23 protein-coding genes are annotated in these 24,619 nt (G+C 44.1%); 20 read left to right on the plus strand and 3 right to left on the minus strand.

All coding sequences use genetic code 11. The features are described 5' to 3' along the window. Entirely contained in the window at positions 1–387 is a 387-nt protein-coding gene (gene secG / locus AC04MN_RS09685; RefSeq protein ID WP_475383001.1) for a preprotein translocase subunit SecG, read from the minus strand. Positions 388–515: 128 nt separating this feature from the next. On the opposite strand from secG, the gene AC04MN_RS09690 reads away from it, so the two are divergent. The 5 genes from AC04MN_RS09690 to AC04MN_RS09710 all read left to right on the plus strand — a co-directional run bounded on the left by AC04MN_RS09690 (position 516) and on the right by AC04MN_RS09710 (position 4,692). Further along, positions 516–1,013, plus strand: coding sequence for a hypothetical protein (locus tag AC04MN_RS09690; protein WP_475383002.1), 498 nt, complete (start codon positions 516–518; stop codon positions 1,011–1,013). Between the two features lie 128 nt (positions 1,014–1,141). Beyond that, the gene (locus tag AC04MN_RS09695) at positions 1,142–2,326 is read left to right on the plus strand and encodes a hypothetical protein (RefSeq protein ID WP_475383003.1); all 1,185 of its coding nucleotides are present in this window, start codon (positions 1,142–1,144) and stop codon (positions 2,324–2,326) included. Between the two features lie 7 nt (positions 2,327–2,333). Next, the gene (gene tmk, locus AC04MN_RS09700) at positions 2,334–2,984 is read left to right on the plus strand and encodes a dTMP kinase (RefSeq protein ID WP_475383004.1); all 651 of its coding nucleotides are present in this window, start codon (positions 2,334–2,336) and stop codon (positions 2,982–2,984) included. After that, on the plus strand, positions 2,985–3,938 hold the full coding sequence (locus AC04MN_RS09705; protein WP_475383005.1) for a DNA polymerase III subunit: 954 nt from the start codon (positions 2,985–2,987) through the stop codon (positions 3,936–3,938). It begins immediately after the preceding gene. Next, the gene (locus AC04MN_RS09710) at positions 3,928–4,692 is read left to right on the plus strand and encodes a TatD family hydrolase (protein ID WP_475383006.1); all 765 of its coding nucleotides are present in this window, start codon (positions 3,928–3,930) and stop codon (positions 4,690–4,692) included. The genes AC04MN_RS09705 and AC04MN_RS09710 overlap by 11 nt, the downstream gene beginning before the upstream one ends. On the opposite strand, the gene AC04MN_RS09715 is transcribed toward AC04MN_RS09710, so the two are convergent. Then, positions 4,689–5,156, minus strand: a complete 468-nt coding sequence (locus AC04MN_RS09715) for a hypothetical protein (protein WP_475383007.1) — start codon at positions 5,154–5,156, stop codon at positions 4,689–4,691. The genes AC04MN_RS09710 and AC04MN_RS09715 overlap by 4 nt on opposite strands. A gap of 171 nt (positions 5,157–5,327) precedes the next feature. Here AC04MN_RS09715 and gap point away from each other — a divergent pair, with 171 nt between their 5' ends. Both gap and AC04MN_RS09725 read left to right on the plus strand, forming a co-directional pair. Further along, positions 5,328–6,332: a type I glyceraldehyde-3-phosphate dehydrogenase gene (gene gap, locus AC04MN_RS09720; RefSeq protein ID WP_475383008.1), complete on the plus strand. Its 1,005-nt coding sequence runs from the start codon at positions 5,328–5,330 to the stop codon at positions 6,330–6,332. A 1-nt stretch (position 6,333) separates the two neighbouring features. Beyond that, positions 6,334–7,557, plus strand: coding sequence for a phosphoglycerate kinase (locus AC04MN_RS09725; RefSeq protein ID WP_475383009.1), 1,224 nt, complete (start codon positions 6,334–6,336; stop codon positions 7,555–7,557). A 145-nt stretch (positions 7,558–7,702) separates the two neighbouring features. Here the strand turns inward: AC04MN_RS09725 and AC04MN_RS09730 are convergent, their stop codons facing one another. Beyond that, positions 7,703–8,131 carry a hypothetical protein gene (locus AC04MN_RS09730; RefSeq protein WP_475383010.1) on the minus strand — a complete coding sequence of 143 codons (429 nt, stop codon included), beginning with the start codon at positions 8,129–8,131 and terminating at the stop codon, positions 7,703–7,705. Positions 8,132–8,324: 193 nt separating this feature from the next. Between AC04MN_RS09730 and tpiA the strand changes: the two genes are divergently transcribed. From tpiA to AC04MN_RS09795, 13 genes are all read left to right on the plus strand, one after another. Continuing rightward, the gene (tpiA, locus tag AC04MN_RS09735) at positions 8,325–9,056 is read left to right on the plus strand and encodes a triose-phosphate isomerase (protein ID WP_475383011.1); all 732 of its coding nucleotides are present in this window, start codon (positions 8,325–8,327) and stop codon (positions 9,054–9,056) included. Between the two features lie 78 nt (positions 9,057–9,134). After that, complete coding sequence (locus AC04MN_RS09740; RefSeq protein WP_475383012.1) at positions 9,135–9,857, plus strand: substrate-binding periplasmic protein; 723 nt, start codon at positions 9,135–9,137, stop codon at positions 9,855–9,857. A gap of 302 nt (positions 9,858–10,159) precedes the next feature. Continuing rightward, the gene (locus AC04MN_RS09745; protein WP_475383013.1) at positions 10,160–10,408 is read left to right on the plus strand and encodes a hypothetical protein; all 249 of its coding nucleotides are present in this window, start codon (positions 10,160–10,162) and stop codon (positions 10,406–10,408) included. Next, positions 10,405–11,613 carry a threonine ammonia-lyase gene (ilvA, locus tag AC04MN_RS09750; protein WP_475383014.1) on the plus strand — a complete coding sequence of 403 codons (1,209 nt, stop codon included), beginning with the start codon at positions 10,405–10,407 and terminating at the stop codon, positions 11,611–11,613. Before AC04MN_RS09745 ends, ilvA begins: the two co-directional genes overlap by 4 nt. Position 11,614: 1 nt before the next feature. Beyond that, entirely contained in the window at positions 11,615–12,202 is a 588-nt protein-coding gene (locus AC04MN_RS09755) for a hypothetical protein (RefSeq protein WP_475383015.1), read from the plus strand. Then, positions 12,202–13,044, plus strand: coding sequence for a cation:proton antiporter (locus AC04MN_RS09760; protein ID WP_475383016.1), 843 nt, complete (start codon positions 12,202–12,204; stop codon positions 13,042–13,044). Before AC04MN_RS09755 ends, AC04MN_RS09760 begins: the two co-directional genes overlap by 1 nt. Positions 13,045–13,132: 88 nt before the next feature. Then, positions 13,133–13,726, plus strand: coding sequence for an energy transducer TonB (locus AC04MN_RS09765; protein WP_475383017.1), 594 nt, complete (start codon positions 13,133–13,135; stop codon positions 13,724–13,726). A gap of 53 nt (positions 13,727–13,779) precedes the next feature. Further along, on the plus strand, positions 13,780–15,585 hold the full coding sequence (locus AC04MN_RS09770; protein ID WP_475383018.1) for a TonB-dependent receptor plug domain-containing protein: 1,806 nt from the start codon (positions 13,780–13,782) through the stop codon (positions 15,583–15,585). 39 nt (positions 15,586–15,624) lie between these two features. Beyond that, the gene (gene hisC / locus AC04MN_RS09775; protein WP_475383019.1) at positions 15,625–16,749 is read left to right on the plus strand and encodes a histidinol-phosphate transaminase; all 1,125 of its coding nucleotides are present in this window, start codon (positions 15,625–15,627) and stop codon (positions 16,747–16,749) included. A 13-nt stretch (positions 16,750–16,762) separates the two neighbouring features. Next, complete coding sequence (gene cmk, locus AC04MN_RS09780; RefSeq protein ID WP_475383020.1) at positions 16,763–17,416, plus strand: (d)CMP kinase; 654 nt, start codon at positions 16,763–16,765, stop codon at positions 17,414–17,416. A gap of 263 nt (positions 17,417–17,679) precedes the next feature. After that, the gene (locus tag AC04MN_RS09785; protein ID WP_475383021.1) at positions 17,680–20,130 is read left to right on the plus strand and encodes a hypothetical protein; all 2,451 of its coding nucleotides are present in this window, start codon (positions 17,680–17,682) and stop codon (positions 20,128–20,130) included. Between the two features lie 152 nt (positions 20,131–20,282). Continuing rightward, entirely contained in the window at positions 20,283–20,903 is a 621-nt protein-coding gene (locus tag AC04MN_RS09790; protein ID WP_475383022.1) for a tail fiber domain-containing protein, read from the plus strand. A 78-nt stretch (positions 20,904–20,981) separates the two neighbouring features. Beyond that, complete coding sequence (locus AC04MN_RS09795; RefSeq protein WP_475383023.1) at positions 20,982–24,539, plus strand: hypothetical protein; 3,558 nt, start codon at positions 20,982–20,984, stop codon at positions 24,537–24,539. Positions 24,540–24,619 lie beyond the last annotated feature (80 nt).

Here is a 24,619-nt window from a genome sequence, read left to right on the forward strand (position 1 = left end):
TTATTTTTTTTCAGTAGGAGCCGCAGCAGGTGCTGCCGTCGCAGGAGCCGCTGTTTCTGTAGCAGGAGCAGTTGCCGCCTCAGTAGCTGGAGTCGTTGCCGGAGCTGCTGCAGGGGCAGTTGGAAGAGGCAAGTTATCAACAACAGAAGCCGTCTGTCCGTGTGAAGTAATGTAAGTAAGCGCCAAGCAAGTTACCGCAAAGATGATGGCTGCCCACATAGTCATTTTGCCAGCCAAAGTTTGAGCGCCAGTTGCACCTAAGACAGAATTGGCATTGTTTGAGCTACCCATTCCAAGTGCGCCATCACTTTTAGAGTCTTGCAAAAGAACAAGAGCGATAAGGGCCAAAGCGACAATAATATGGATCACAGTGATTAAAGTAGTCATGAACATCTCCTGAAGCCCCTCACTATAGGGAGAAAAGGGGGAGTTAGTCACAACATAACGCAATGCAGTCATCAATTGTTCTTCGAATTTTTAAAAACCGATGCCTAAAATAGGTTCGGAGGGCTGCGATGTTAAACAAAAAACTTCATAAGATCATGATTCTGGTTCTATTGGGGGGATTTCTGGCCTCGGTGGTTGGATGTACGAAGGCGTTGGACGAAAAAGCTACGGAAGACGCTAAGCAATTGTTTTTAAGCGATATCGCGGGGAAGACTCAAAGTGCCCTACCTCCGAATCATGAACTTTTCGGCGATTACCAATCTTTTATGGGCAAGAAGCTAGAAGTCGAAGTGATCGAGTCCACAGAAACGGCTAATAATGCGACGGTGAAAGTTCAAGTTAAGACAATTCCGATAAAAAATCTGATTGTATTAGCCGAAATTGCGGGCAAACAATTTGGAGCTAAGGCCAGTAAGTTTAATATGGGAAATGCCTCGCAGTTGATCGAACAACAAGACGGAATGGTGCGTGGACAAGAGCAGGTCGAGTTGATTTTACTCTATAATAAAATCGGCGATAAATTCGTTTTCGATAAAATCCAAAAGCCGCAACCAACTCAAGAATAAGCCCGAAATTGTCACTGTTTCACAAAAATGACATCAAGATTCAACTGTAATGAATTAGAGGCCCCGTAATAGGGGTCTTTTTTTTGCACATCCAAGTGCAGGCTATGCCTTTTGTTTGGAGTTGAGTCTTGAAGCATATTTTTGTTTTTCTATTTGTACTCACAGTTTCCTACCTTTCTCAGTTGGGCCTTGCTTGGTCCGAAGAGGTGGGTAAGGATCAGCCGTCTCGAATTGAGATGGAAGAGCAGGTCTTGTCGCGGCTCAATATCGAGTCTAGCGAAAATCGTATTCGTTTGTTTCTTCAAAAAGACGGCGTTGTCGAATTGGATTTTGTACCTCATCTTGAAAAAATGAAGCAGGCCTTGGGGCTTTCCGTTTCTGATGAAGTTCGTGCGAAGATCGAAGCAAGTGGTGGCGTTGTTCCTGATATTAATCCGATGGAAGCTTACGAAACAATGTCCGAAGACCAGCGCCGAAGTTTCGAATCAGTTCGGTTGCAGTTCTTAGTACAAGCGGCACGGATCCTAGATAAAATGCAAGGTGCGGTTGGCGTTGGTATTGTTGTAGGTGATTCATTAAGTTTTATCAAAGAGACCTCTAAAAAACTAATAGGTAAAGGATCATCGCAGGCTGAAAAAGCAGAAATTTCAGAGCGTAAGCGGCTAGCGATTCAAGGTATTTTGCAGGGGTTGGATTATAAGCTGTGGTCGCAAGCACCTTTGGTTATACATGCTAATGAATTTGGAATTCAAGCCTCGGTCGGCATCATTGGTCTGTCAGGATTTATGAAAAAAGGCGGCGGCGGAGTTGAAGAAGTCGGATTAAGTTTGGCATTTAATAAAACACAGAAAGCCTTTGTCTTTGAAATTTTTCACTCTTCAGAACGCTTCGAAAGTGCTGCACTGCCTGTCATTAACATTGGCATCAACGGCAAGGCCGGAGTTGCAATGAGCTCTCGGGATATGGAAAAGCCAACGAAAGAAGTTAAAGGGGGCGTGTTTTATCCTCCGGCGTTTCCAGGATCGACGGCGGCCGGTCCCGAATTATTCACGGCGGGTCTTTCTACGGGCTTAGGATTTCCGCCTCCGCCCATCGCCGATTTTTTGACTTTTTCGACGAAATTTCAAAGAAATGCCATCCTTCGTATCTCGGTTTCTCCGGTGGTGAAGGGCTTTATTCGCGTTCAGATCGGGGATGTTAAAACATCAATGAAGTTAATAACTTACAGGTTTGTCGAGGTCTTCAACGCGATTCGAGGTAAAGTCCTTCTTTTGGGCCGCTCTTCTTGCCAGCAAGTCTTTGCCGTGCCATAACCTGCCCATGGCATTTATCGTATTTGAAGGGCTAGATGGCTCTGGAAAAAGCTCATTGATGGTCGCCCTGGAAAAGCATCTAACAGGCTTGGGGCAGTCTTTTTACAGAACACGAGAACCTGGAGGCACTCCTCTGGGCGAGGAAATTCGTCAAATCATTCTTCGTAAAACTCCGCCAAATCCGATGCCTCGGGCTGAATTGCTTTTGTACGAAGCCAGTCGTGCGCAACATGTGGATGAAATCATCCTTCCGAAAATACGCGAAGGTCAGTGGGTTATTAGTGATCGCTTTGCTGCAAGCTCGATAGCATTTCAGGCCGGTGGTCGTGAAATTTCCGAGTCTGATGTTGTGATGTTAAATAATTTTGCCACACAAAACTTGCATCCAGACTTAACAATTTTATTAGACCTGTCGGTTGAAGAATCCAAACGTCGTCGCAGTGGTCGTGAAGCCTCGACGGGCGAAGCGGAAGATCGTATCGAGGCTGAAGCCGATGCTTTTCATGAACGCGTACGGGAAGGATTTCTAAAACAAGCTCGACAAAATCCAAAGGGTTGGTTGGTGCTAGATGCTCGGAAGTCTCCGGAAGAGTTAAAAGTTGAAATGATTGAGCAATTAATCAGCCGGGGTATTTTGAAAACTGCATTGGGTAACTAAGTGAGAATTTTAGACAAAGTCCTAGGACATCAATTTGTGATAGAAAGATTGGTCGAGGTTTTTAGTAGTGAAAAACCCGGTCAGACTTTTTTGTTTCTAGGTCCCAGTGGCATTGGGAAAAAGCTGGTTGCTTTGGGGATGGCTCAGGCCCTTCTTTGTGAGCGAGGGCGATCTGCCTGCGGTCAGTGTGGATCGTGTTTGCGAGCAGCTCAAGAGCATCATGAGTCTCTTCGCGTTTTAAGTCCCGACGGGGCCCATATTAAAATTGATCAGGCCCGCGAGGTGATCGAGTTTCTATCATTGCAAAGCTTGACGGAAAATCGAGTGGTTATCATTGATCAGGCACAAAGCATGAATGCTCAGGCCTCTAATGCCTTACTTAAAATTTTAGAAGAGCCTCCAGTGGGTACTTTCTTTTTTTTGATTGCTCCGAGTAATGCCGGGATTCTTCCGACGATACGTTCGCGATCTCGAGTGGTGCAATTTAAACCTCTTAATATGGATGAGGTTGCTCGTCGGGTCGAGGCCCCAGCTTGGGCTTTACGGGCTTGCGGTGGGTCCTTTGAAAAACTTGAGCAGCTTCAGGAATCTCATGAAATTGAAGTCCGTGCAAAAGCGGCCGATCTTCTAGGCTTGTTGGTTCAAGATCAGGACTTTCTAACCAACGAAACCTGGCGTGATGGTATGAAGGATCGTGGAGCTTCGTTGCGAATGGTCTCATATTGGATCTCTTTTTTAAGGGATGCGATGGTTTTAAAAGGTCAAAATAAAGAAATGGTCTTAAATGTTGATCAAGGTAAGCTTCTAAAAAGCCTTTTTGAACTTCCGACGGATCATCTGGTGAACTTACTAGACGAGGCACTCAGGGTTGAACAGGGGATCTTGGGCAATCAGGACGTTGTCTTGTTGATAGAGAAAATGCATGTCGAGGCGGTAAAAAATCATGTGGTATGATCTGCACACTCATTTAGATAAACTTGAAGAGGGCGTTGAAGCCGCGTTGAATTTAGCAAAAGAGGCTGGGGTCGAAAAGTTGGTAACAATAGGCACTGATCCTCAGGACTTAAAAGTCGTGATGGGCCTTTCAGAGCAGTATTCTCAAGTTTATTGTACACTGGGTATTCATCCGCACGATGGGGCGACCTACACTCCCGAGGTTGGTCTTTTTATCGAACAACACCTAGCGAAGCCTAAAGTGATAGCTGTCGGTGAAATAGGTTTAGATTATTACTATAAAACGTCGCCGGTCGAAGCGCAGCGCGAGGCATTCATTGCCCAGCTCGAGATCGCAAAAAAATTTAAAATGCCCGTGGAAATTCACACTCGAGATGCGGAAGAAGATACGGTCGAGATCTTGAAGAGATATAAAGGTGATGTTCGCGGTATCATTCACTGCTTCACCGGAACAGAGTGGCTTGCAAAGCAATGCTTGGATTTGGATTTTAATATTTCAATCAGCGGAGTTGTGACTTTTAAAAATGCGGACTCTTTGCGTGACACGGTTCGAATGCTTCCTTTGGATCGAATTCATGTCGAAACGGATGCGCCTTTTTTAGCGCCCATTCCTAAACGGGGAAAGTCGAATACACCGGCTTATATCGTGCACACCGCTGCATTCGTGGCTGACTTAAAGGGTATTTCGGTAGAGGCTTTGGCAGAGCAGACTCGTCAAAATGCCCATAAGATGTTTCCTAAAATTTTGAACTAATTTTTATTTTTTAAAGTGCGGCCGGTCAGTTGACCGTTAATGATTAAAAAGCCGTCCTCATGTCCATTTTTTTGACGTTCGTTGATGTGCAGCCAATGGATGACTCCCTTTAAAGGTGAGTAAGGGTCTTTTATAAAGTCTCCGCAGGCAATCAGGCGGTCGCCTGGAATCCACTCTGGAATGGCTCCATATTTAATATTATATATAATTTCGACATGGTCATCTGTCGTTGCCAAATTGTTGTCTAAATCAATTTCCCAGTGAACGTGGCCTTGGCGATCTTCCAGAAGGCGAACGATCGTGCCATCGACATAAGCTCTTGCTTGAAACTGGTTTTCCATGAATTCTATCCAGTTCACGACCTGACGGTTGTTTGTTTGCATGACCGAGTTTTTGTCTTTGCAGACTTGGGCGAAGCTCAGGCAATACGGTAAGAAAATCAGCAGAAATAGCAGGCGTTTCATAGGCTGCTTTTTATCCGATAGGGCTTCGAATTTCTACGAACTTTATGCTTTGAAAGGCTGTTGCGAAAAAGCTGCTTGATTGATCAATCTTTAGTCACGTCCAGTTGCGTCTAGCATGGCTTTTTTAGCTATAGAGGCGCATATTAGAGGGGTTCATAAAAGGAGCTTAAAATGGCAAAACTTCGCGTAGGTATTAATGGCTTTGGTCGTATTGGTCGTGTTCTTTTCCGAGCTGGCTTTGATCAGGTAGAAATCGTCGGTATCAACTCAATGGATAAAGTAGAGGGTGCTGCGCATCTTTTGAAGTACGATTCTGCACACGGAATTTTTAAAGCAGATGTTTCTCATGATGACAACCACATCATCGTCAATGGCAAAAAGATCCCTTATTCTTCAACTAAAAATCCTTTAGAGATTCCTTGGAAAGAATGGGGAGTGGATGTTGTATTAGAGTGTACAGGCAAGCTTAAAGGTAAGGACGATTACCAGAAGCATATCACTGCTGGTGCAAAGAAAGTTTTCATTTCAGCTCCTGCAGATGGCGTTGATTTGACTGTTGTGTACGGAATCAATCATGAATCTTACGATCCATCAAAACACCAGTTTATTTCGAATGCCTCATGCACGACAAATTGCTTAGCACCTTTAGCTAAAGTTCTTCACGAGGCGTTTGGTATTGAGAGTGGTGTGATGACGACGGTCCACTCGTACACGAATGACCAAAATATCTTGGATGCGTCCCACAGTGATATGCGCCGAGCTCGTGCAGGCGCGGTCAGCATGATTCCAACAACGACGGGTGCTGCAAAAGCAGTGGGTTTAGTATTGCCAGAGCTTAAAGGGAAGATCGACGGTTTTTCAGTGCGCGTTCCAACTCCAAATGTGAGCATGGTCGACTTAAGCTTCACTTCTAAATCTGAGCTTACAAAAGAAGCGATCAATGAGGCTTTGATCAAAGCGTCTCAGGGTAACTTGAAGGGTGTTTTGGCCGTAGAACATAAAGAACTGGTTTCTGTCGATTTCAATGGCAACCCAGCATCTTCAACTATTGATCTGAAGTGCACGATGATCGTTGGTAAGCATATGGCCAAGGTGATTTCTTGGTATGACAACGAAACAGGTTTCTCGCACCGTATGATTGACATGATCAAGTTCATGGCTGCGAAGGGGCTTTAAGATGTCTTTAGGACTTAAAGCGATTCAAACTATTCGAGATTTTGAAATTACGGGAAAAACGGTTTTCTTGCGTTTGGATCTTAATGTTCCGATGGAAGATGGTAAGATCTCGGATGAGACTCGGATTACTGCAAGTTTGCCGACGATTCAGTATTGCATTGAAAAAGGAGCGAAGGTCATTATGGCTTCGCACTTTGGCCGTCCAAAGTCAGCGGATGATAAAGAGTACTCATTAGAGCCTGTAGGGCATCGTCTTTCAGAGCTTTTGAATATGGAAGTTATTTTAATCGACGAACCAGATTCAGATGCAACGAAGGCGCTATTGCACACGTTAAAAAAGAATCAAATTCTTCTTCTTGAGAATTTACGCTTTCATCCAGGCGAGACAAAAAACTCTCAAGAGTTTGCGAATGCTTTAGCAACCAATATTGATTTTTATATCAATGATGCTTTTGGAGCCTCTCACCGCGCTCACGCTTCTATTCATGCGCTTCCAGAGCTTATGCCAAATAAAAGTGGTATAGGTTTCTTGATCGAAAAAGAAGTGACGATGCTTGATAGCCTTATGCACAACCCAAAGCGTCCTTATCTGGCTGTGATGGGCGGAGCTAAAGTTTCAGATAAAATTGATGTGATTGAAAAGCTTTTAGACGTTGTGGACGGCTTCATCATTGGTGGGGCTATGGCATATACATTCCTAAAGGCGAAAGGTCACAGTGTTGGTAAGTCTTTAGTGGAAGAAGATAAAATTCGCTACGCTAAAGAGATGATCGAGCGTATTGAAGTTCGTAATAAGACTTTGCTGCTGCCTGTAGATCATGTTGTGACTCAAAGCTTAGCAGACACATCTGGTTCAAAAACCACGACTGGCGTTAGCATTGATGATGGCTGGATGGGTGTGGATATTGGTCCGACGACAATTCGTCAGTATTCGGCAGCATTAAAAGAAGCTGGAACTATCTTTTGGAATGGCCCTATGGGTGTTTTCGAAACGCCAGCTTTTGCTAAAGGCACTTTCGGAGTAGCGCAAGCCATTGCTGAAAGCAACGGAGTAAAGATTGTTGGTGGTGGAGACTCTGCTTCTGCGGCCCATGCTTCAGGATATGCCGATAAGATGACGCATATTTCGACAGGTGGTGGGGCGAGTTTGGAATACCTTCAAGGGGATCGCTTGCCAGGTTTGGAAATCCTTCGTGATAAGCGAAGACTGAATAATTCAATTTAGCCTAAAAAAAAGGGACTCGCTAAGAGTCCTTTTTTTGTGCGCAAAAGAGTTTGGTTATAAAAAAGAAAAAGCCGAGTTTTAAACTCGGCTTTTTGGTTTGTGTTCAGAGGGGCTGACACAAACCGTTGGGAAACGAAATCTAAAGTTATTCAAGTTCCGCAGATTTCATAATCTGGTAGAACTTTTGGCAAGTTACAGGGAAGTTAAGAGTCTCTGTGCCATTTTCAGTTTGAACAAGAACCGTTGCTTTGCCTGCGATTTGGCCTTTGTTGTTTGCAGTCACATGCAGTTCAGCAGTGTCGCTGACAAGAGCGCTTGATTTCTCGCCGAAGTTTTCTTGAACAGGTCCTTCAAAAAGAACGATATCACCTTGATTCATATCTAAGCGAGTGATGCGAAGTTGGTGGTTTGGATTTTGTTGAGTTGCAGAGAAAACCTCAACCAGCATTTGCGTCCCAGGGATGCGAATTGAAGAGTCTTTGCAGCTTAAAGCAAGATTGCTAACTTGATAGGGAAGGGCGTGTGCAGAGATAGAAATCAAAGATGCGATTGCTGTGAAGATCATTTTTTTCATTTTTGTTCCTCCAGAAGTTAGTTACGACATCTTTTAAAGCAAACTTGATGCCAAAGCCGAAAGCTGCTCAGATAAAAATAAACAGCAGCTCATTTGACGGCGCGGCGAGTTAATGGTTCCAAAGTGGTGAGCCAAATTGGAATTGGTTCTGAAGTGGAACTGGTGTAAGTTGTTGGAATTAGGAGTATTACCGATGAGAAAGATATTTGCGGCCAATTGGAAAATGTATAAAAACCCTGAAAATGCGCGAGCATTTATCAAAGACTTTTCTTCCTTGGTTTTAGATGTGAACTCTGAAATCGTGATATTTCCCAGTGCGATTTCTTTAGAGGCCGTTTGTTCTGCAGTACGCGGTTCGGGTGCGGATATTAAAGTCGGAGTTCAAAACGCCTACTTTAAAAATGAAGGCGCCTTTACCGGAGAGAATTCGGCAGAGGTGGCAAAACAAATCGGCTGTCATTATGTTTTGATCGGACATAGCGAACGACGTTCATTGTTTTCAGAGTCGGACTCTTTGTTGGCTCAAAAAGTAGAATACGTTCAATCTTTGGGGCTGATTCCAATGCTATGTATTGGCGAGACGTTGACTGAACGCGAGAGTCAGAAGACCAAGGCGGTATTAGAAGTACAACTTCATGGGGCATTGTCCAAGGTTGATCGCAGCAAAGCTTTAGTGATTGCTTACGAGCCAGTATGGGCGATCGGGACAGGTAAGGTGGCTACTTCCGAGCAAGTCGCCGAGACTCATACGTGGGTGCGCGAAATTTTAAATTCGATGGATCTTCCAGAAACTGCAATCCTTTATGGTGGCAGTGTTAAGCCCGACAACGCAGCGGACTTGATAAAACAAAAGCATGTGAGTGGCTTTTTGGTTGGAGGCGCATCTTTAGAGCCAGCAAGCTTCGCAAAAATTTGCCACTCTTAAGGTCCTGAGATTTCATATTTTTATTGGCGGCTCGGCCCTCTAGCCAGAGAATAACTTTATTCTTAAAGGTGAGGGCTCATGAATATATTCAACAAATGTTTTATCGTATTTTCTATAACTATATCGGCAAGTTTTGCTTGCGCTGACGATTTGATTTTTTGTACGGATAACTGGGAAAATCAGACGAATGCGGATGGGACTGGATCCTATTTAGAACTCGTAAAAAAAGTCTTCGAGCCTGATCACAAAGTGGTATTTAAATTTTATCCTTGGCCACGGGCTCAGGAAGAGTTTAAGAAGAAAAATTGCACTGGGATTATTGCCGAGAACCGCATCGATGATGCTTCAATGGTTCGTCCTCAGTATGTATTGGATCAATCAAATTTGACGGCATTTTTTATTAAATCTAAAGGTGATTTCAAGGGCGAAGAAGCCTTAAAAACTAAGAAGATTGCGTGGAACCGTGGTTATGGTTATGACAAATTGGTATCTTACAAGATGGCTTTTTCTGAGGTGAATGATGTGCCGACGGGTTATAAAATGCTCGAGGCCGGACGATTTGATATTCTTATCGACTACGAATATGACTTCGAGATGAATTGCAAAAAATCAGGTGTAAAATGTGATCAAATTGGATTTACTCCAAGTGGGATTATTGAAAAATCCTATGTTGTTTTTCATCGAGATGGTAAGGGTGAAGGATATGCGGCTCGATGGGATCAGAAATTAGCAGAGTATGTTAAAAATGGAACAGCTGCCGCTATTTATAAGAAGTACGGCGTGACCTATCCGGCTCCGTAAAAAAGTAATAAATTGGTTTTTATCGAAAAAAGACAGCTCATTTAAAGCTGTCTTTTTTTTTATTCTGCTTCAATCTGAGAAGCTAATTAGCCCCGTTCTGAGGCGATTGGCGAACTAGTTTAGATGACTCGGATTTTGTAAGATTTTGCAGACGTCTTTTGATAACGCGAAAAGTCATTGATCATTTTTGTTATGTGAATTCAATAACTTAATTTGAGACCGCAACTTGCTTCGCTAGTTATCCGGAAGGTATTCTTAGTTTACCGTTAGGCCTACCACTAAGCCGAAGAGGAGGGTGGAAAATGAGTTCTCGTATTCACTATCGAATCTGTCACATTTGTGGAACCGTCAATGAAGCCGAAGAGAAACTCGTATGCGAGTGCTCTGAATGCGGAAAGCACCTTGCCCCTTTCTATTATTTTGACGAAAGTAGAGCTATGGGTCTAAAACCTGCGGAAAGAAGTTCTTATGAAGAGGCGATGATATCGAAATTGCCTTTTCGGGAATACCCGCCGATTTTTGGTTTAACTGCTTATTGGGAGCAAGGATGAAAGTCACCTTAGAGGATATTCAGCAAGCGCAACAGCGACTTAAGAACATCACCGTCATTACAGAGCTTAGTCATAGTATCAGTGCCAGCAAACTTCTTGGCACTGATATTTTTTTTAAATTTGAAAATACGCAAAGAGCAGGCTCGTTCAAACTTCGGGGTGCGTATAATAAAATTTCATCCTTAACCGAAGCCGAAAAGAAAATGGGAGTCATCGCATCTAGCGCTGGCAACCATGCACAGGGTGTTGCTTTGAGTGCAACTTTACTAGGGGTTAATTCGCGGATCATCATGCCGGAAAACGCGCCGCTTGGAAAAGTTCAAGCGACTCAATCTTATGGGGCTGAGGTAGTTTTGCATGGTGAAGTTGTTGATGATGCGACCAAAAAAGCACGAGAGCTTGTTCAAGAGCACGGCTATATTTTTGTTCATCCCTATGAAGATGAAAAAGTTATCGCCGGGCAGGGCACGATGGGGCTCGAGCTGTTGGCAGCCAATCCTGAGCTAGATACTTTGATTGTACCAATTGGTGGTGGAGGGATGATTTCAGGAATCTCTGTTGCTGTAAAGGCCTTGAAGCCATCTATAAAAGTTATTGGAGTTCAAAGTGTGAATGCTCCAGGCATGTTAAGTCTTTATAAGAAGTCAGAAATGCCAGTGCTTAATAAAAAAGTATCCACAATCGCTGATGGTATAGCTATTAAGTATCCCTCTCAGGCAATTTACGAAAATTTTATTTCAAAATATGTTGATGATGTCGTATCTGTCACCGACGACGAGATCGCCGAATCCATCGTATTTTTGCTTGAGCGCGCTAAAACAGTCTGTGAAGGTGCTGGAGCCGTTGGGATGGCAGCTGCCATGAATGGAAAAGTAAAATTAGGTCCAAAAACGGGCATCGTTCTTAGTGGTGGAAATATTGATCTTAATATCGTTGCTAAAATTATCGAAAAAGGCCAAACCAAGCGTGGCCGTTTAGTTGAATTGTCGGTGGTGGTCGATGACCTTCCTGGGAACTTAGCTCGCTTAACTGCAGCGATTGCGGAACAAAAAGCTAATGTCATTGAAGTTAAGCATGATCGGATTTCGCAGGGGTTGTACTTACGGGAAACCCAAATTGATTTCGTCTTAGAGACAACAAGTCATGACCATATCGAACGTGTTCGTCAGGCTCTATCTGCTATTGGCGCTAGAATAAAAGTTTAAAATGGAATCGCTTCACGATATTTGGGTTCGCCAAACTCAGAATGAAAATCAAAGCTCGGCAAATTTTCAAAAATTGAATCAGAAACAAGTGCAAGATTTTTTGATGTCGTTAGAAACTAGCATTGCCGAAGATCTTTGGAAAAGCCGGGGCGGCCACTGGAGTGAGACCAGCATTCAGAGCTTTCGTGTTCATGCTATAAAAAAATTTTGTGAGGCGTTGAAGTCTGTGCCTTCAAATCGAGACGTCACGGCGGGGGATCTTGGTTCGGCTTGGGTTCTGGTGGTGCGAGACTTTCACCAAAACACTCATGCGAGTAGTCATCAAGGCGTTGAAGTCTGGGGAGAGAGACCACTTCCTAAAAAAGAAAAAAAACCACTGACAGCCGAGCAGAGGAATAGTCGAAAGCTATTTATGTATATTTGGGCGATGATGCAAACGGCAATCGTCACGAAAACGGCCATCTTTTATTTCGGATTGAAGTCTGCAGAAGAGGGCACTGTAGAGGGGAAGATTTACGTCACCCTCGCGATAATGACGACGGTGGTTTCGTTAAGTTTTTTTGCTTTTCGTAATTACAAGGATAATTGATGCGCCTTTTACTTTGGATCTTATTGGGGATTTTTCTAGGTCCGACGGGCTTAGGGATGACTTATCCCCCTTGGTTTGGAATTTTGGCACAAATCGTTGGTGCGGCCTATTTATTTGATGCCGGCAGTGAATTGCGCTGGGGCCGATTTATCAAAGAAAAGACCTATTTTTTTAAGTTGTTTAGTTTATCATTTTTTTTCCCCTTCGTTGTCGGTTTTTTCTATTTCGATAAATCAGTACTTATCGCTTTGGCGTTGTCGATCACGGCACTACCCGTGATCGTTCAGGTATTAAAAGAAAAACAATTGAGTTCAGCGACCTTGGGGCAAAACGCCTTAGTAGTAGGAAGTTTGTGTGACTTGGCGGCGTGGATTGGAATTGCCTTCTTGTTGCCAGCGCAGAACTTAAGTGCGTGGTTGATTGGGCATTGGCCTTTGATGTTCTTCTTTTTAGGTTTTTTGAATTCAGCAATTGCCTCGTTCCGGTGGCCAGCAAGATGGAACCAACAGGTATTTGCCCCACTTTTTTTTATTTCGATGGGTTGGGGAATTCAGGAATCCCTTTCCGCAGCTTGGAGTATCGTATTGCCGATTTTATTAGTCGGGTTTTTGACAAAAATGGTTGGTGGGTATTGGTCTGCTCGTTGGGCAGGTCACACTCATCGTCAGAGCTTAAATTTTGGCCTACTGGTCAATATTCGTGGAGCCATGGAAATCGTGGCGGCCCATTTTGCATACCAAGCTCAGCTTATTGATATTCAAGTTTTTTCAGCTCTGGTGCTGTTGTCACTGTTGTCGACACTTTTTGCGATTCCATTCTTGAATAAAAGCTCTTTTGATTAATTCGTTTTCATTGCGTTGGTTCATATCTTAGTGAGCTTGACTTTTAATCTGACACCTTTGCAAATAGGGACCATAAAGAGGCCGTGCTTTGAATTTTTTTAGAAGTAAAACGCTGGTATTTAATATTATCTCGACTGGAATTCATATTCTTGTTTTGGTGTTATTAGCTTACGTTGTTCAGCGCGGAACAGAATTTGCCGTTGATGTGGGAAATTTTTCCTCAGAGTTTCGGATTGTATCTGCAAACAAGGCGCAGGTGGTTCCTTCAAAAGGCAGTTCCAAAGGCAATTTTTCCACTGAATCGAAAGAGAGTTCAGTAAGCTCATCGGATGCGAACTCTAACTCTGTCGCTCCAGCTTCGACTGGGGCAGTGCTAGGTGAAGGAGCTATTGCCGAGGTTAGCCGTCTGTACTCGAAGCCTCGGGTGATTAAAGAAGTGAAGGCTGAATACCCCGAAAAAGCTCGATCTGCGCGGCAACAAGGTGTTGTTCGGATGCAAGTATTAGTTGGATTGGATGGGCACGTCAAAGACGTGAGAATCTTAGACGGTCCGTCGGAAGAATTGAATTTGGCGGCACAGAAGGCCCTTCAGCAGTTTGAATTTTCAGAAGTTCAAGCGCCGGAGGGAATTCAGGCCTATCAATTAATTTATAAATACAACTTTAAGTTGGAAACCCAATAGTCTAGATATTTATTTAAATTAGACCTAGAAAACAATGTCGAGGAAACGCGGAAATGACGACTAAAATTTTATCCCTTTTAATGTGTGGAATTCTTTTTTCTACCACTGCAGTTTTGGCGCAAGAGTATGAAACCACGGTTCAAGAAACTATTTTTAATACATCTTCAAAGGTTGTTTTAGATCGAGCGGCAATCGAAAAAACTCGAGCAACGACGTTGGCCGGTGTCCTTTCGACTCAAGCCAATATCGTGGTCGCTGCAAATCCGTTTCAGCCCAGCTCAATATACTTGCGGGGAAGCGATGCCGGGTACGTGCTTATCTTGATTGATGGAGTCCCCGTGTATGATGCTTCAACAACACAGCGAACTTTGAATTTGAATTCCATTGATGTGCGTTCGGTAGAGAAAATCGAGATCATCAAGGGCGGTCAATCTGTTTTATACGGTGGGCAGGCTTCGGGGGGAGTTATAAAAGTAACAACGATAGATTCTCCAAAAAGGCAGGCAAAGGTCTTGGTTCAGGGGACGCACTTGGGGGGCGCCGATCTTGGTTTGATCGGTAGCAAGTTGCTCTCAGAGGATTCCAGCTTTAGCTCGCGATTATTTTTGTCCGCAAAGGAAAATAAGTCACCAGTTAAGAATTCTTCCAAAGAGTATCCCGCGCAGGTCGGCTCATTTGATTTAATTTATCTTAAGAAGAACTCCTCGGTTGATTTTATGGCAAAGCTCCTGCGAGCGCAGGATGATTTGAGATTGTCTACGACGAATCAGACGTCCCCTTATCAGGCTTTGGATTCTGATAACTTTAGGCAAAAATCGGAATTAAACTCGGCCTCATTTGTTACAAAATTAAATGATGTGTTGATGAAGCCCCGACTTTCTTTGACGTTGAATCAGGCTCATCGAACTTACACTGAAAATACTCAAACGGGTGCTATCGTCTTGGGAGCTAACGATGAATACACGGGGACGACACTGGCGTCTCGGATCGAAGTCGAAGCCGTTCGATCGAACATGTTTAATTTAGATTTGGGTTTAAGCTCTACCAACGAGCAACTTAAATACGACAGTAACAATACTGTCGTTACGGATAAGCAGCAGACCTCATTTGGAGTTTTTGCTAAAGCGGATAAGAATATTTCGGAGGAATTTCAATTCGAGTTGGGGCTAAGATACGACAAATTAGATGTTGTTGGAGAAAGAAACTCTGCTCATCTGGGGGTTTCGTTCTGGAAGAACACTCACTTCGAGTTGTCGAACTCTTTTAGAAATCCTTCACTGTTTCATTTGTACAGCAATTATGGAAATAGAAATCTTAAAATCGAAAGCGCAGTTCATTCTAGCTTAAGTCATGATCTAGCATTGAACGAGCAAAGTCAGTTAAGCGCCACTGTATTTAGATCCGAATTTAAAGACTTAATTGGTACAACGGGCAATTATCCAAATTTACGATACAACAATATTTCGAAGGCACTTATTCAGGGGATAGAACTAAACTATGCGACAAAATTAGGTCGCGACTATAGTTTAAATGCGGCGCTCGGTTATCAAGAGCCGTGGGATCAAACTTCACGTAAATGGCTTTCACGTCGTCCACTGAGCTCAGGCAGTGTTCAGCTGTCGAAACAGTGGGAGACTCATTCGGCTTCGATACAGCTGCGTATGGCAGGTTCGCGTTATGACAGTAGTAAAAAACTTCCAGGTTATGGCGTGCTGGGTTTGACCTGGAACGAGAAGTATTCGGACTCAGTCAATTTATATGGTCGCGTTGATAACGTCTTGGACCATCGATACGAAGAGTTTTCAGGATACTTCAATCGTGGAGTCGAAGGTACTGCGGGGGCTGAAATCTTGTTTTAATTTGCCTGAAGAGCTCTTTATTGCTAAGTCTGAGGCCCTATGAAAGTATCAGCAGAATTACTTAATTTGGTGCCTTATAAGCCTGGTAAACCGATCTCGGAAACTCAACGGGAATATGGTTTGGATAAAGTCTATAAACTTGCGTCTAACGAAAATCCTTTGGGTCCTAGTCCAAAAGCTTTAGCTGCGGTGAGGTCCGCTTTAGAAAATCAACATCGTTACCCGGATCCCGCAGCTTATGAAGCTTTGACGGCCCTTTCTGAAGAATGGAACGAGCCGCGAGAGCGAATGGCATTGGGCTGTGGTTCTGATGAGATTATCGATTTTCTTTGTCGAATTTATTGCGAACAAGGCGACGGTATATTGACGTCGCAGGCTGCGTTTGCGGCCTATGCTGTTTCGGCGGGCGCGAATAGAGCGCGTTTGCATACCGTTCCCTTAAAAGAAGGCATGAAGTTTGATTTAGATGGCATTGCTGACTATTTTTTATCAAAGGGTCTGCAGGATAAAATTCGTCTAATTTTTGTGGCGAATCCAAACAACCCAACAGGCAGTTACGCGAGCCAGGCCGAGCTGGAGTCATTCCTTAAAAAAGTAGGCAACCGTGATGACGTATTGGTTGTTTTTGACGAGGCCTATAACGAATTTGTTCGCGCTAAAGATTATGTCTCGGCACAGGCGTACCAGAAACAGTATTCGAATCTGATTGTTCTAAGAACATTTTCTAAAATTTACGGATTAGCTGGTTTTCGTGTAGGGGCCATGATTGCTCCTAAAGAAGTCATTGATTTGTATAACAGGGTGCGCAAACCATTCAATGTGAGTGATCTTGCACAAGTGGCCCTTGTTGCTGCTTTGCGTGACAAGGATTATGTCCGAGCATCGCAGCAAATCACATGGAAAGGCCTTGATTACTTTTACGAGAAGCTTCAAAACTTAGGCCTGCCTTACATTGAATCTCAGGGGAACTTTGTTCTTTTTGATACTTTACGTGACGCCGTTCAGGTGAACGAAGCCTTATTGCGTAAAGGGATCATTATGCGTCCTGTTTTAAACTATGGATTTAAAACGCACCTCAGATTGAGTGTCGGGCTCGAGGTTGAAAACGAAGCCGCTATGATTGCATTAGCGGAAGTCCTCAAAGAGATACCAGCACTTAAGTAAACGGGAAGTACGAATGGGTTTAGTTGTTACGATTGATGGTCCTGCAGCATCTGGAAAATCCTCGGTGAGTCGCGAACTTGCGAAGCGTCTGGGTTGGAGTTGGGTTTCAACAGGAGCCTTTTATCGTGGGTTGGCCTTTGCTGCCATTCAATTAAATATTTCTTTAGATGATGTTCAGTCTTTGGCCGACCTTTGCGACAGCCCCGTTTGGAGCGTTCGCATGTCTCCGGAAAAAACTTTGGTTTATTTTAAAGACCAAGAAGTGACCGATCAGATTGCTCATGAAGATGTGGGGGCGTTTGCCTCTCGTGTTTCATTTTATCCTGATGTTCGTAAGGCCTTGCTAGAGGCGCAGCGACGCTGTTCGAACAATGTTCCGGGATTGGTGGCCGAAGGACGTGACTGTGGAACAGTGGTATTTCCAGATGCGACCGCAAAAGTTTTTCTGACAGCGTCGAGTGAAAATCGCGCGGCTCGAAGAGCGGCCGAGCACGGTGCCGATGCTGCCGAAATTGAGAAAGCACAAAAACTTAGGGATCAGCAGGATTCAACACGCAAAGCCGCGCCAATGGCTATTCCCGAGAATGCCTTTGTTGTTGACACTACAACTTTGAATCTTGAGCAAGTTGTTCAATCTGTAGAGAAATATGTTAGACAAAAGATCTAAAAAATAGCCGGCAATCAGTGGAACAAGTTTAATATTATGAAATATTCGAAGTATTTCGATATTTTTTGAGATAACCTTAATCATTTTCATTCGTTTCAAAGTGAAACATTTTTTTAGACAAAAAGATTAACGTAAATTTTTATGTGGATTGTACTCTTAATAAATCCTCATGCAATACCGATAATTAGATCGGAAGGTTATACTCATTAGACGTTTAGGTTGTGAGGTGCTACTTGAATAATTTCATTTTAAAAAAATTACTCTTGGTAACATCTACATCTTTTATAACCTCTGCATGCACTTTGGATGCAAAGCTTCTGAGTTCTTCATTAAGCAATAGCACAGCCGTTCCTGTAGAGTCCAATGCGTCTTTGGTGTTCAGTATTCAGCAGGTGGAGTTCGGTGAGGTTCAAATTGGGACTTCAAATTCTAGGATTGTCACCATTATCAATCAAGGTTCTGAGGAAGCTACGGGGTTAAGAACGTGGAAGCTTAATTTCCCGTTTAAATATTTTGGCGGTGATTTTCCTGGAATTGGTGGTACGTGTGGGGCAACCTTGGCGGCAGGTGCTTCTTGTTCATTGACTCTAGAATTTTCAGCCTACGCCCCAGCTAGTTTTCGGGATGATTTTGAAATTAAATACGAGTACACGGGAGTGGATCACACTCATTCACTTCCCCTGATTGCCGCCGCGAACTCTACTGTACATGCAGTGGATGTGCGTGCTGGTGTGATGATGTTCTGCGCACGACTTTCAAATGGATCTTTGCGTTGCTGGGGGGAGGGCAATTACGGAGGGCAATTAGGTAATGGGATCAATTACTCTTCCTATAATGGGGAAGCCTCTCCTGTCACTCCTCTTCAAATGTCATCTGGAGTTTTGGATTTTGATATGACATGGGCATACAGTTGCGCCCTAAAAACAGGTGGTGAAGTTTGGTGCTGGGGTACCTTTACACCAGGTCACACTTGGAGTTTAAATCCACCACATCAGGTTATTAACTCTGGTGCTGTTAAAATCGCCATAGGTTCAGCTACCTCGGGCTGCGCAATCATGAATACAGGCTTAATTAAATGTTGGGGTGATAACAATCATGGTATACTTGGTAACGGAAGCTCTTCGGGGAGCGGGATTCCTGCCGGGGATGTCTTGGGGTTGACTGGAACTTTCGTGGATTTGAGTGTGGGTCAGTCCAGCGCCTGCGCTGTCAAAAGCAACGGTGAGGTTTGGTGCTGGGGCTCCAACAGTGATGGTGGCATGGCCAAGAGTGCGGGCGCTATGTATACAACAGCGGTTCAGGCTGAAAACATGCCTTCAGGAATTGTTGAAATTGAATCGGGCGCCAGCTATGAAAACAATCATTGCGTAATTGTAGAAACAGGAGTTATGCCGCTTCCTCGTAAGGTTTACTGTTGGGGTACTTCGTACGGAACAGTTCCCGTCGAAATTGCGGGAGTCAGCGGTGCGGTTAAGAATCTTCATTCGACAATGAACACAAGTTCTTGGTGTGTAACTGCTGAAGATGAGACGCACTTGAAATGCTGGGAGAGTGGCAATCATGCACTTGTCGAGAAATCCTACGGACTCACGAATATCCTTAAAGCAGACATGGCAGGCTATACCAATACTTTTTGCGGCATTTCAAACCAACATGTTTACTGTTGGGGTGAGCATAAATATGGAATGTTAGGGATTGGTGGGGCGAAAAGTAAAATTTCTTCAGCGGCCCCCGTTGAAATCCCAAGCCTTTCAAATATTGTCAAAATTGCCATGGATGAAAATGGTTATGCAATAGATTCTGGTGGAGCACTTTACTGTTGGGGGAAAAACTCTTCTGGAGCCTGCGGCGCTGGCAATTTGCAATCAATTCCTCTAGCAAAACAGATTTTTTCTTCTGGGGTGAGCGATGTAGCCACAATAGGATCAGACACTTGCATATCTCGTAATGGAGGATTTTATTGTGCAGGATCTAGCTATCACTCAAGTTTTCATAGAGTAGGAAGCGCGATTTCGAATGCTAGCGAAATTGACGGGTATGCACATTTTTGTGGTCTTGCTAATGGGGCTGCATATTGTTGGGGGTGGAGCGACTCTGCCGTCCTTGGAGTGAATTCGTGCGTCGATTCTTGTAATACCACGCCACAGGCCGTACAGAATATGAATGTAAATGTTACCGACATCTCCACAGGCTTTGAGCATTCATGTGCGATCAAATCAGGACAAGTTTATTGCTGGGGGTTATCGTCATCCAATCAATTAGGCAGTGCCGGAGGAGACACTGCTGAGCCTCGTCTTATTGATAGCGCCTATAACGACTTCATTGAGGTTGATTCAGGTTACGAAAGAAGTTGTGCAACTAGAGCTTCTGGAGGCATTATCTGCTGGGGCAGTGGGATGGGGCCTGCGCTACTTCCTGGGACTGCAGGAGTTGTCGCATCAAGCATTAAGCTAGATGACTATGGAAGTCTTAATTACGTTGCGGATGGAAAGATGTATCGTCACGACGGAGCGACTGCCACTGAGATGTCCACTAATTGGAGTCATTACTACAACTTCGGACTTCAGGGGGGGACTTACTATGCCACTTGTGGAATCCTGTTGGGCAAAGTGAGTTGCTCGGGTTCGAATGTGTTTGGAAATTTTGGTTTGAGCGACCCTTCTCCGGCCACAGTCAAGGACACTCCGTTCCCTGTTTTTGATCTGTACCCGTAAATTTATTTGTCGATATTCGACTATTTCAAAATGAGTCGTCTCAAATTAAGAGACAAAAATTAAACAAAATCCATACATGGTCTAAAGTCTAGGTCGCATTACTCCGAAGAAATAATAAGCGAATTACTTATTCCTTTTTGTTTGGAGGGTTCATGCGAGGAAAGACGAAGTTGCTGGCGATAGGATTTCTTGGGTACGTTCTAGCGACAAGTCCGTCGATTGCGAGTGCGCACAGTTCCATTTTAGGTGGCTATGGTCAACTCTGTCGTCATTTAGACAATGCAGTGGGGCCACAGTCTGATGATCGTTATGTCAAAGACAAAGTAGTCTTGGCATCTGTGATCGACAAATTTAAAGCTTTAAAAGGATATTCATTTAAAGCGCGAAGTTATTGCGGAGATATGCGAAGTGATATTGGTCTTAGTGCTCAAGAGGTCGAAAAAGTTTTTCCGCAAGCCGTCTATGTATCTAGCGGTCAGAAGGTTATCTCTGAAGAGCGTTTAATGGCATTGGTTGTTCAGGCAATAGGAGAGTTGGCCTCACGAGGCCAGGGCGCTAGCTCTGCAGAGATAGATGCTGTTAAAGCCGAGATAAAACTTCTTGCTCAGAGTATCGTAGAGGTAAAAACCGATATTGATCAGTTAAAGCGGGATGTAGCTTCGAATCAATCGGGGCAGGCCGCGGCTGAACAGCGAATCAAGGACCTTGAGAAAGAACAGATTGAGTTGAAAACAAGACTGAATCGTATCGAGGCTCTGTTAGGAATAAACTAAACATAATAAGTTATATTTTCTCAAATTAAGACGAGGGTGCTATTAAGCGCCCTCGTTTTTTTTCCGATAGATAACTAGATGAATTCATTGTGGCATTCAAAAAAACATGAACTTTTTCAGCTGTTGCTTGTGGGGATGTCTGCAGTCTTAATGTCCTGTTCAAAAGTGGTTCCGCAAATCACTTCTCTTTTAAAGTCTTCGAATAGTGAATCGCAACTCGTCTGGGTGAGTGAATCCACCAGCGGTACGCGGATCAGCTCAAATCAAACTTTTGGTTTTACTAAACAGCAATTTGAGGTCGGGGCGAATTGGTCTCAGGTTAGTAAAGTTAAATATACCTTGAATTCAACGTCTGTCTCTCCGGTGTGCAGTGCAACTCCTTCTGGGACATTGATTGAGATCTCGGCAAACACGACGATCACGACTACGGGATTACCTCAGGGGACCTATCTTTTGTGTCTGTGGGCTACCAGTGCTTCTTCAAATAATTTAGGCTGGAACGATTATCTTATAGAGAAAAGATGGACCAGGGCCTATCAAACAAAATTGTTGTCAGTGACTTCATCAGCTGCGGACCAAGCGTACGGAGTCGGTAGCGTAATTTCTTTACAAGCACAGTTCTCGAATCCAGTTATTGTTACTGGAACCGTTACTATGAGTCTGGACGTGGGAAGCGGAATCCCGTTGCAGTCGACTTCGGGCGATAAATTATTTTTTAATTATTCCGTTTTAAATGGTCAAAATTCAGGTGACCTTGATTTTATTAGTTTAGTTTATTCCGCGGCGTCCTTAAAGGATGTTTACGGAGAAGCCGTAGATGGTAGTTTGGCTGCTGTGGCCTATGGGCTAGCTGCGCAAAAAGATATTCGTATCGACACTACGGCTCCAGCGACACCATCGCTAGGTTACTACATGCCTGCGGCCTCGCCTTCGGCGGACGCAAGTCCCGAGTTTTCTGCTACGGGCTTAGTTGCTGGAGATTACATTCACTTATTCAAAGATAATTGTTCTGGGACTCCATTTTCGACTTGGACGGCATCGGGCAGTTCTCAAACTTTGCCATTGCCGACTTTGACTGATGGAAGTTATCAATTTTTTATTCAGGCGGTTGATTCAGTTGGAAATCGCAGTGCATGTTCCTCGGCACTGGCCTACCAATTAGACTCACGAACTCCTATCGCTGTTTTACAGTCTGGCTCGATCCCGGTGTTGGGGGTGAATGATTTTACCGACACCGTTAGAAATTCCGGGGCTGGCCCTAGCTTATCGGCCTATAGGTATTCTGTGATAAGTTCTGGTGGGGACTGTGGAACGGCTACTTACACCAATGAATTGGTTGGTACGATGGTGATGCCTCCGCCACCGACAAACGGCAACTACCGCCTTTGTTTGGTTGGTAAGAACACATTAGATTTATGGCAGGCATTTGCATCTGCAACTATTTACGAATTCACAGTGAACCGAACTCCTCCGGCTATTTCAATGTCGAAAACTGAAGACTGGATCGGACCTAATTATTCCAACACTTTGACACTCACGATATCAGGGGCTTCGACTTATAATTTAATTTCATCGATGATTCACTTTTCGGGCGCGGGTGCTCCGTGCTCTTTTGGATTGGTGACTGTTGGTTTGGGACAGTATCAAGTGCATGTCAATTCATGTTCGGGTATGGGTGCTGTTGATATCTCCATCGATGCTGGCGCCGCAACAAGTGCGAGTGGGATTTCCTCAAATGCCATGGAGTTTCTTGCGTATTTAAAGTCCGATGACGAGGCACCCTCTGGGATAAATTTGAGTTGGAATGGTCTGAAGTCTGCGAATGGATCTTTCTATTCGCCCGTGATGACAGGTCCGTCTGTGACGATTTCTCCGCCGGTGGTGGCTGTTACTGAGCATCCAGAACATAAATATGCGGGACCATTTTCAAGTCTAGCAGCTTGCAACTCTTCAAACACTTGGCAATCCTTAAACTCAGTTGTTTCAAATGTTCCTGTTAATCTTGCTTTAACGAATGCCGTGAATACTGTCTACTTCAAAATCACGGACGGCGTGAACAATGTGAGTTCGTGTTTTGGTCAGAATATCACTCACGATGATATTGCTCCGATCTTGTCGTCGTTAAATTGGACTTCCTATTCTGGTTACCATGTTAATCCCTTAACGAGCCCCGCATTTTCGGCGATTTACACGGATTCCAATCCAGCAACTGGGTTTATGGCTTACGTAGGATCAACAGCAGGAGCTTTTGATTTAGGATATTACCCATTTCAACTTGGTTCGGCGGTCAGCTCGTCTGGCCTAAATGGTTTAAGCTCATCGTTTTTGAATGGTGAAAATTACTATTTATCAGTTAAAGGGCGGGATGCTGCTGAAAACTACTCGAGTCCGCTGACGTTGGGATGGCGTCAGTTTTGTGGAAATGCGTTGTTATGTAGACAGAGCTACTTGAAGGCGAATGACTTTGCCGCAAACGCAAAGGCAGGTCTTTCGATGGCGATGGATGGAAATCTTCTGGCCGTTGGAGCTCCTTTTTACAATGCAGGCAGCGGAGCGGTTTTCTTCTTTAAGAAGACCGTCACGGGTTGGGTCTATAAGGCGCGAATGAACAATCCGGGTTCTGTTGCTAAGAACTTTGGAAAGAAAGTTGTTTTTAAGGGACAAAAACTTTTGGTATCGGCTCCGTTGGCGATCTCGGCAGGGAATCAAGCTTCTGTTTATGGCTACACCTTTGATGGTACGAACTTTACGCCTTCGTTTCGAGTCTATTCTAATTCTTTGACGAGCTCGGAGGATCAATTTGGAGCTGCGATGGATTTTTCTCCGGTCACAGGGACAGTAGTTGTCGGTGACCCCACATACTCAAGTGGTCTTTCCCGAATTGGCGCTTTGTATAAGTTTAATTTCAACTCTACGACGGGGGACACTCAATTGTCTCCTTCTATGACGGGGGATGTTGCAAACCGTTCTTTGGCAAGCGAGATTGCTCTGAGCCGAGATGGGGTTGTCCTGGCGTTGATTAGCGGTAACCTCTCATTTCTTATTCCAACTCAGGTAAAAATTTTTAAATCAGATGATGGCTTTACCAACTCGGTACAGCAGATCAATGATTCTTCGAGCAGTCCGGGCAAGGTTTCTATTTCAGATGATGGTCGGTTGATTTTATTTACGATTCCTGACGCCAGCGTGGCTAAGCTTATTCGTTTTGATATTGTGACTCCTGCAAATAGCTTGGTGTCGAATTTCACATTGCCCGGAGGAGTGTCTGGGGCGGATAAATTTGGCTTCACAGCCGCGATTCGGCGAGATGGAACAAATGATCATATTTTTGTTGGAGCGCCGGGTACAAACTCTGAAAGTGGAGCCATTTATGGTTATTCTGCAGCAAGTGGGGGGACCTTTAGCTTGACCCAAACTATTCTTTCTCCCTTTGGTAATGCCGAAAGATTTGGGCATTCTTTAGCGTTGGGGACACCTAGCTCTTCCAGTGAACGAATCTTAGTGGTAGGGGCGCCTCAACAAGCTACGGCGGCTGGCGATGTGCAGAACGGCGATAACTCGTCGATTGGGTATGATTCCGGCAGTAATAACTCGGGAGCTGCTTATGTATTTTCGTTGCCTCCGCCGCCACCCTAATTTTTGATTTTACTTAAAGGGGGCTGTCTTATTTTTAGACAGCCCTTTCTTTTTTATCTGTCCCGTTTATAAATTCAGTG

The sequence above is a fragment of the Bdellovibrio sp. ZFWA1 genome (assembly GCF_056175665.1).

What these genes read in the sequence shown, in the direction of transcription:
- secG (WP_475383001.1), bottom strand. Translation starts at nt 387, where the DNA reads ATGACTACTTTAATCACTGTGATCCATATTATTGTCGCTTTGGCCCTT.
- AC04MN_RS09690 (WP_475383002.1), top strand. Translation starts at nt 516, where the DNA reads ATGTTAAACAAAAAACTTCATAAGATCATGATTCTGGTTCTATTGGGG.
- tmk (WP_475383004.1), top strand. Translation starts at nt 2,334, where the DNA reads ATGGCATTTATCGTATTTGAAGGGCTAGATGGCTCTGGAAAAAGCTCA.
- AC04MN_RS09710 (WP_475383006.1), top strand. Translation starts at nt 3,928, where the DNA reads ATGTGGTATGATCTGCACACTCATTTAGATAAACTTGAAGAGGGCGTT.
- AC04MN_RS09715 (WP_475383007.1), bottom strand. Translation starts at nt 5,156, where the DNA reads ATGAAACGCCTGCTATTTCTGCTGATTTTCTTACCGTATTGCCTGAGC.
- gap (WP_475383008.1), top strand. Translation starts at nt 5,328, where the DNA reads ATGGCAAAACTTCGCGTAGGTATTAATGGCTTTGGTCGTATTGGTCGT.
- AC04MN_RS09725 (WP_475383009.1), top strand. Translation starts at nt 6,334, where the DNA reads ATGTCTTTAGGACTTAAAGCGATTCAAACTATTCGAGATTTTGAAATT.
- AC04MN_RS09730 (WP_475383010.1), bottom strand. Translation starts at nt 8,131, where the DNA reads ATGAAAAAAATGATCTTCACAGCAATCGCATCTTTGATTTCTATCTCT.
- tpiA (WP_475383011.1), top strand. Translation starts at nt 8,325, where the DNA reads ATGAGAAAGATATTTGCGGCCAATTGGAAAATGTATAAAAACCCTGAA.
- AC04MN_RS09740 (WP_475383012.1), top strand. Translation starts at nt 9,135, where the DNA reads ATGAATATATTCAACAAATGTTTTATCGTATTTTCTATAACTATATCG.
- AC04MN_RS09745 (WP_475383013.1), top strand. Translation starts at nt 10,160, where the DNA reads ATGAGTTCTCGTATTCACTATCGAATCTGTCACATTTGTGGAACCGTC.
- ilvA (WP_475383014.1), top strand. Translation starts at nt 10,405, where the DNA reads ATGAAAGTCACCTTAGAGGATATTCAGCAAGCGCAACAGCGACTTAAG.
- AC04MN_RS09755 (WP_475383015.1), top strand. Translation starts at nt 11,615, where the DNA reads ATGGAATCGCTTCACGATATTTGGGTTCGCCAAACTCAGAATGAAAAT.
- AC04MN_RS09760 (WP_475383016.1), top strand. Translation starts at nt 12,202, where the DNA reads ATGCGCCTTTTACTTTGGATCTTATTGGGGATTTTTCTAGGTCCGACG.
- AC04MN_RS09770 (WP_475383018.1), top strand. Translation starts at nt 13,780, where the DNA reads ATGACGACTAAAATTTTATCCCTTTTAATGTGTGGAATTCTTTTTTCT.
- hisC (WP_475383019.1), top strand. Translation starts at nt 15,625, where the DNA reads ATGAAAGTATCAGCAGAATTACTTAATTTGGTGCCTTATAAGCCTGGT.
- cmk (WP_475383020.1), top strand. Translation starts at nt 16,763, where the DNA reads ATGGGTTTAGTTGTTACGATTGATGGTCCTGCAGCATCTGGAAAATCC.
- AC04MN_RS09790 (WP_475383022.1), top strand. Translation starts at nt 20,283, where the DNA reads ATGCGAGGAAAGACGAAGTTGCTGGCGATAGGATTTCTTGGGTACGTT.
- AC04MN_RS09795 (WP_475383023.1), top strand. Translation starts at nt 20,982, where the DNA reads ATGAATTCATTGTGGCATTCAAAAAAACATGAACTTTTTCAGCTGTTG.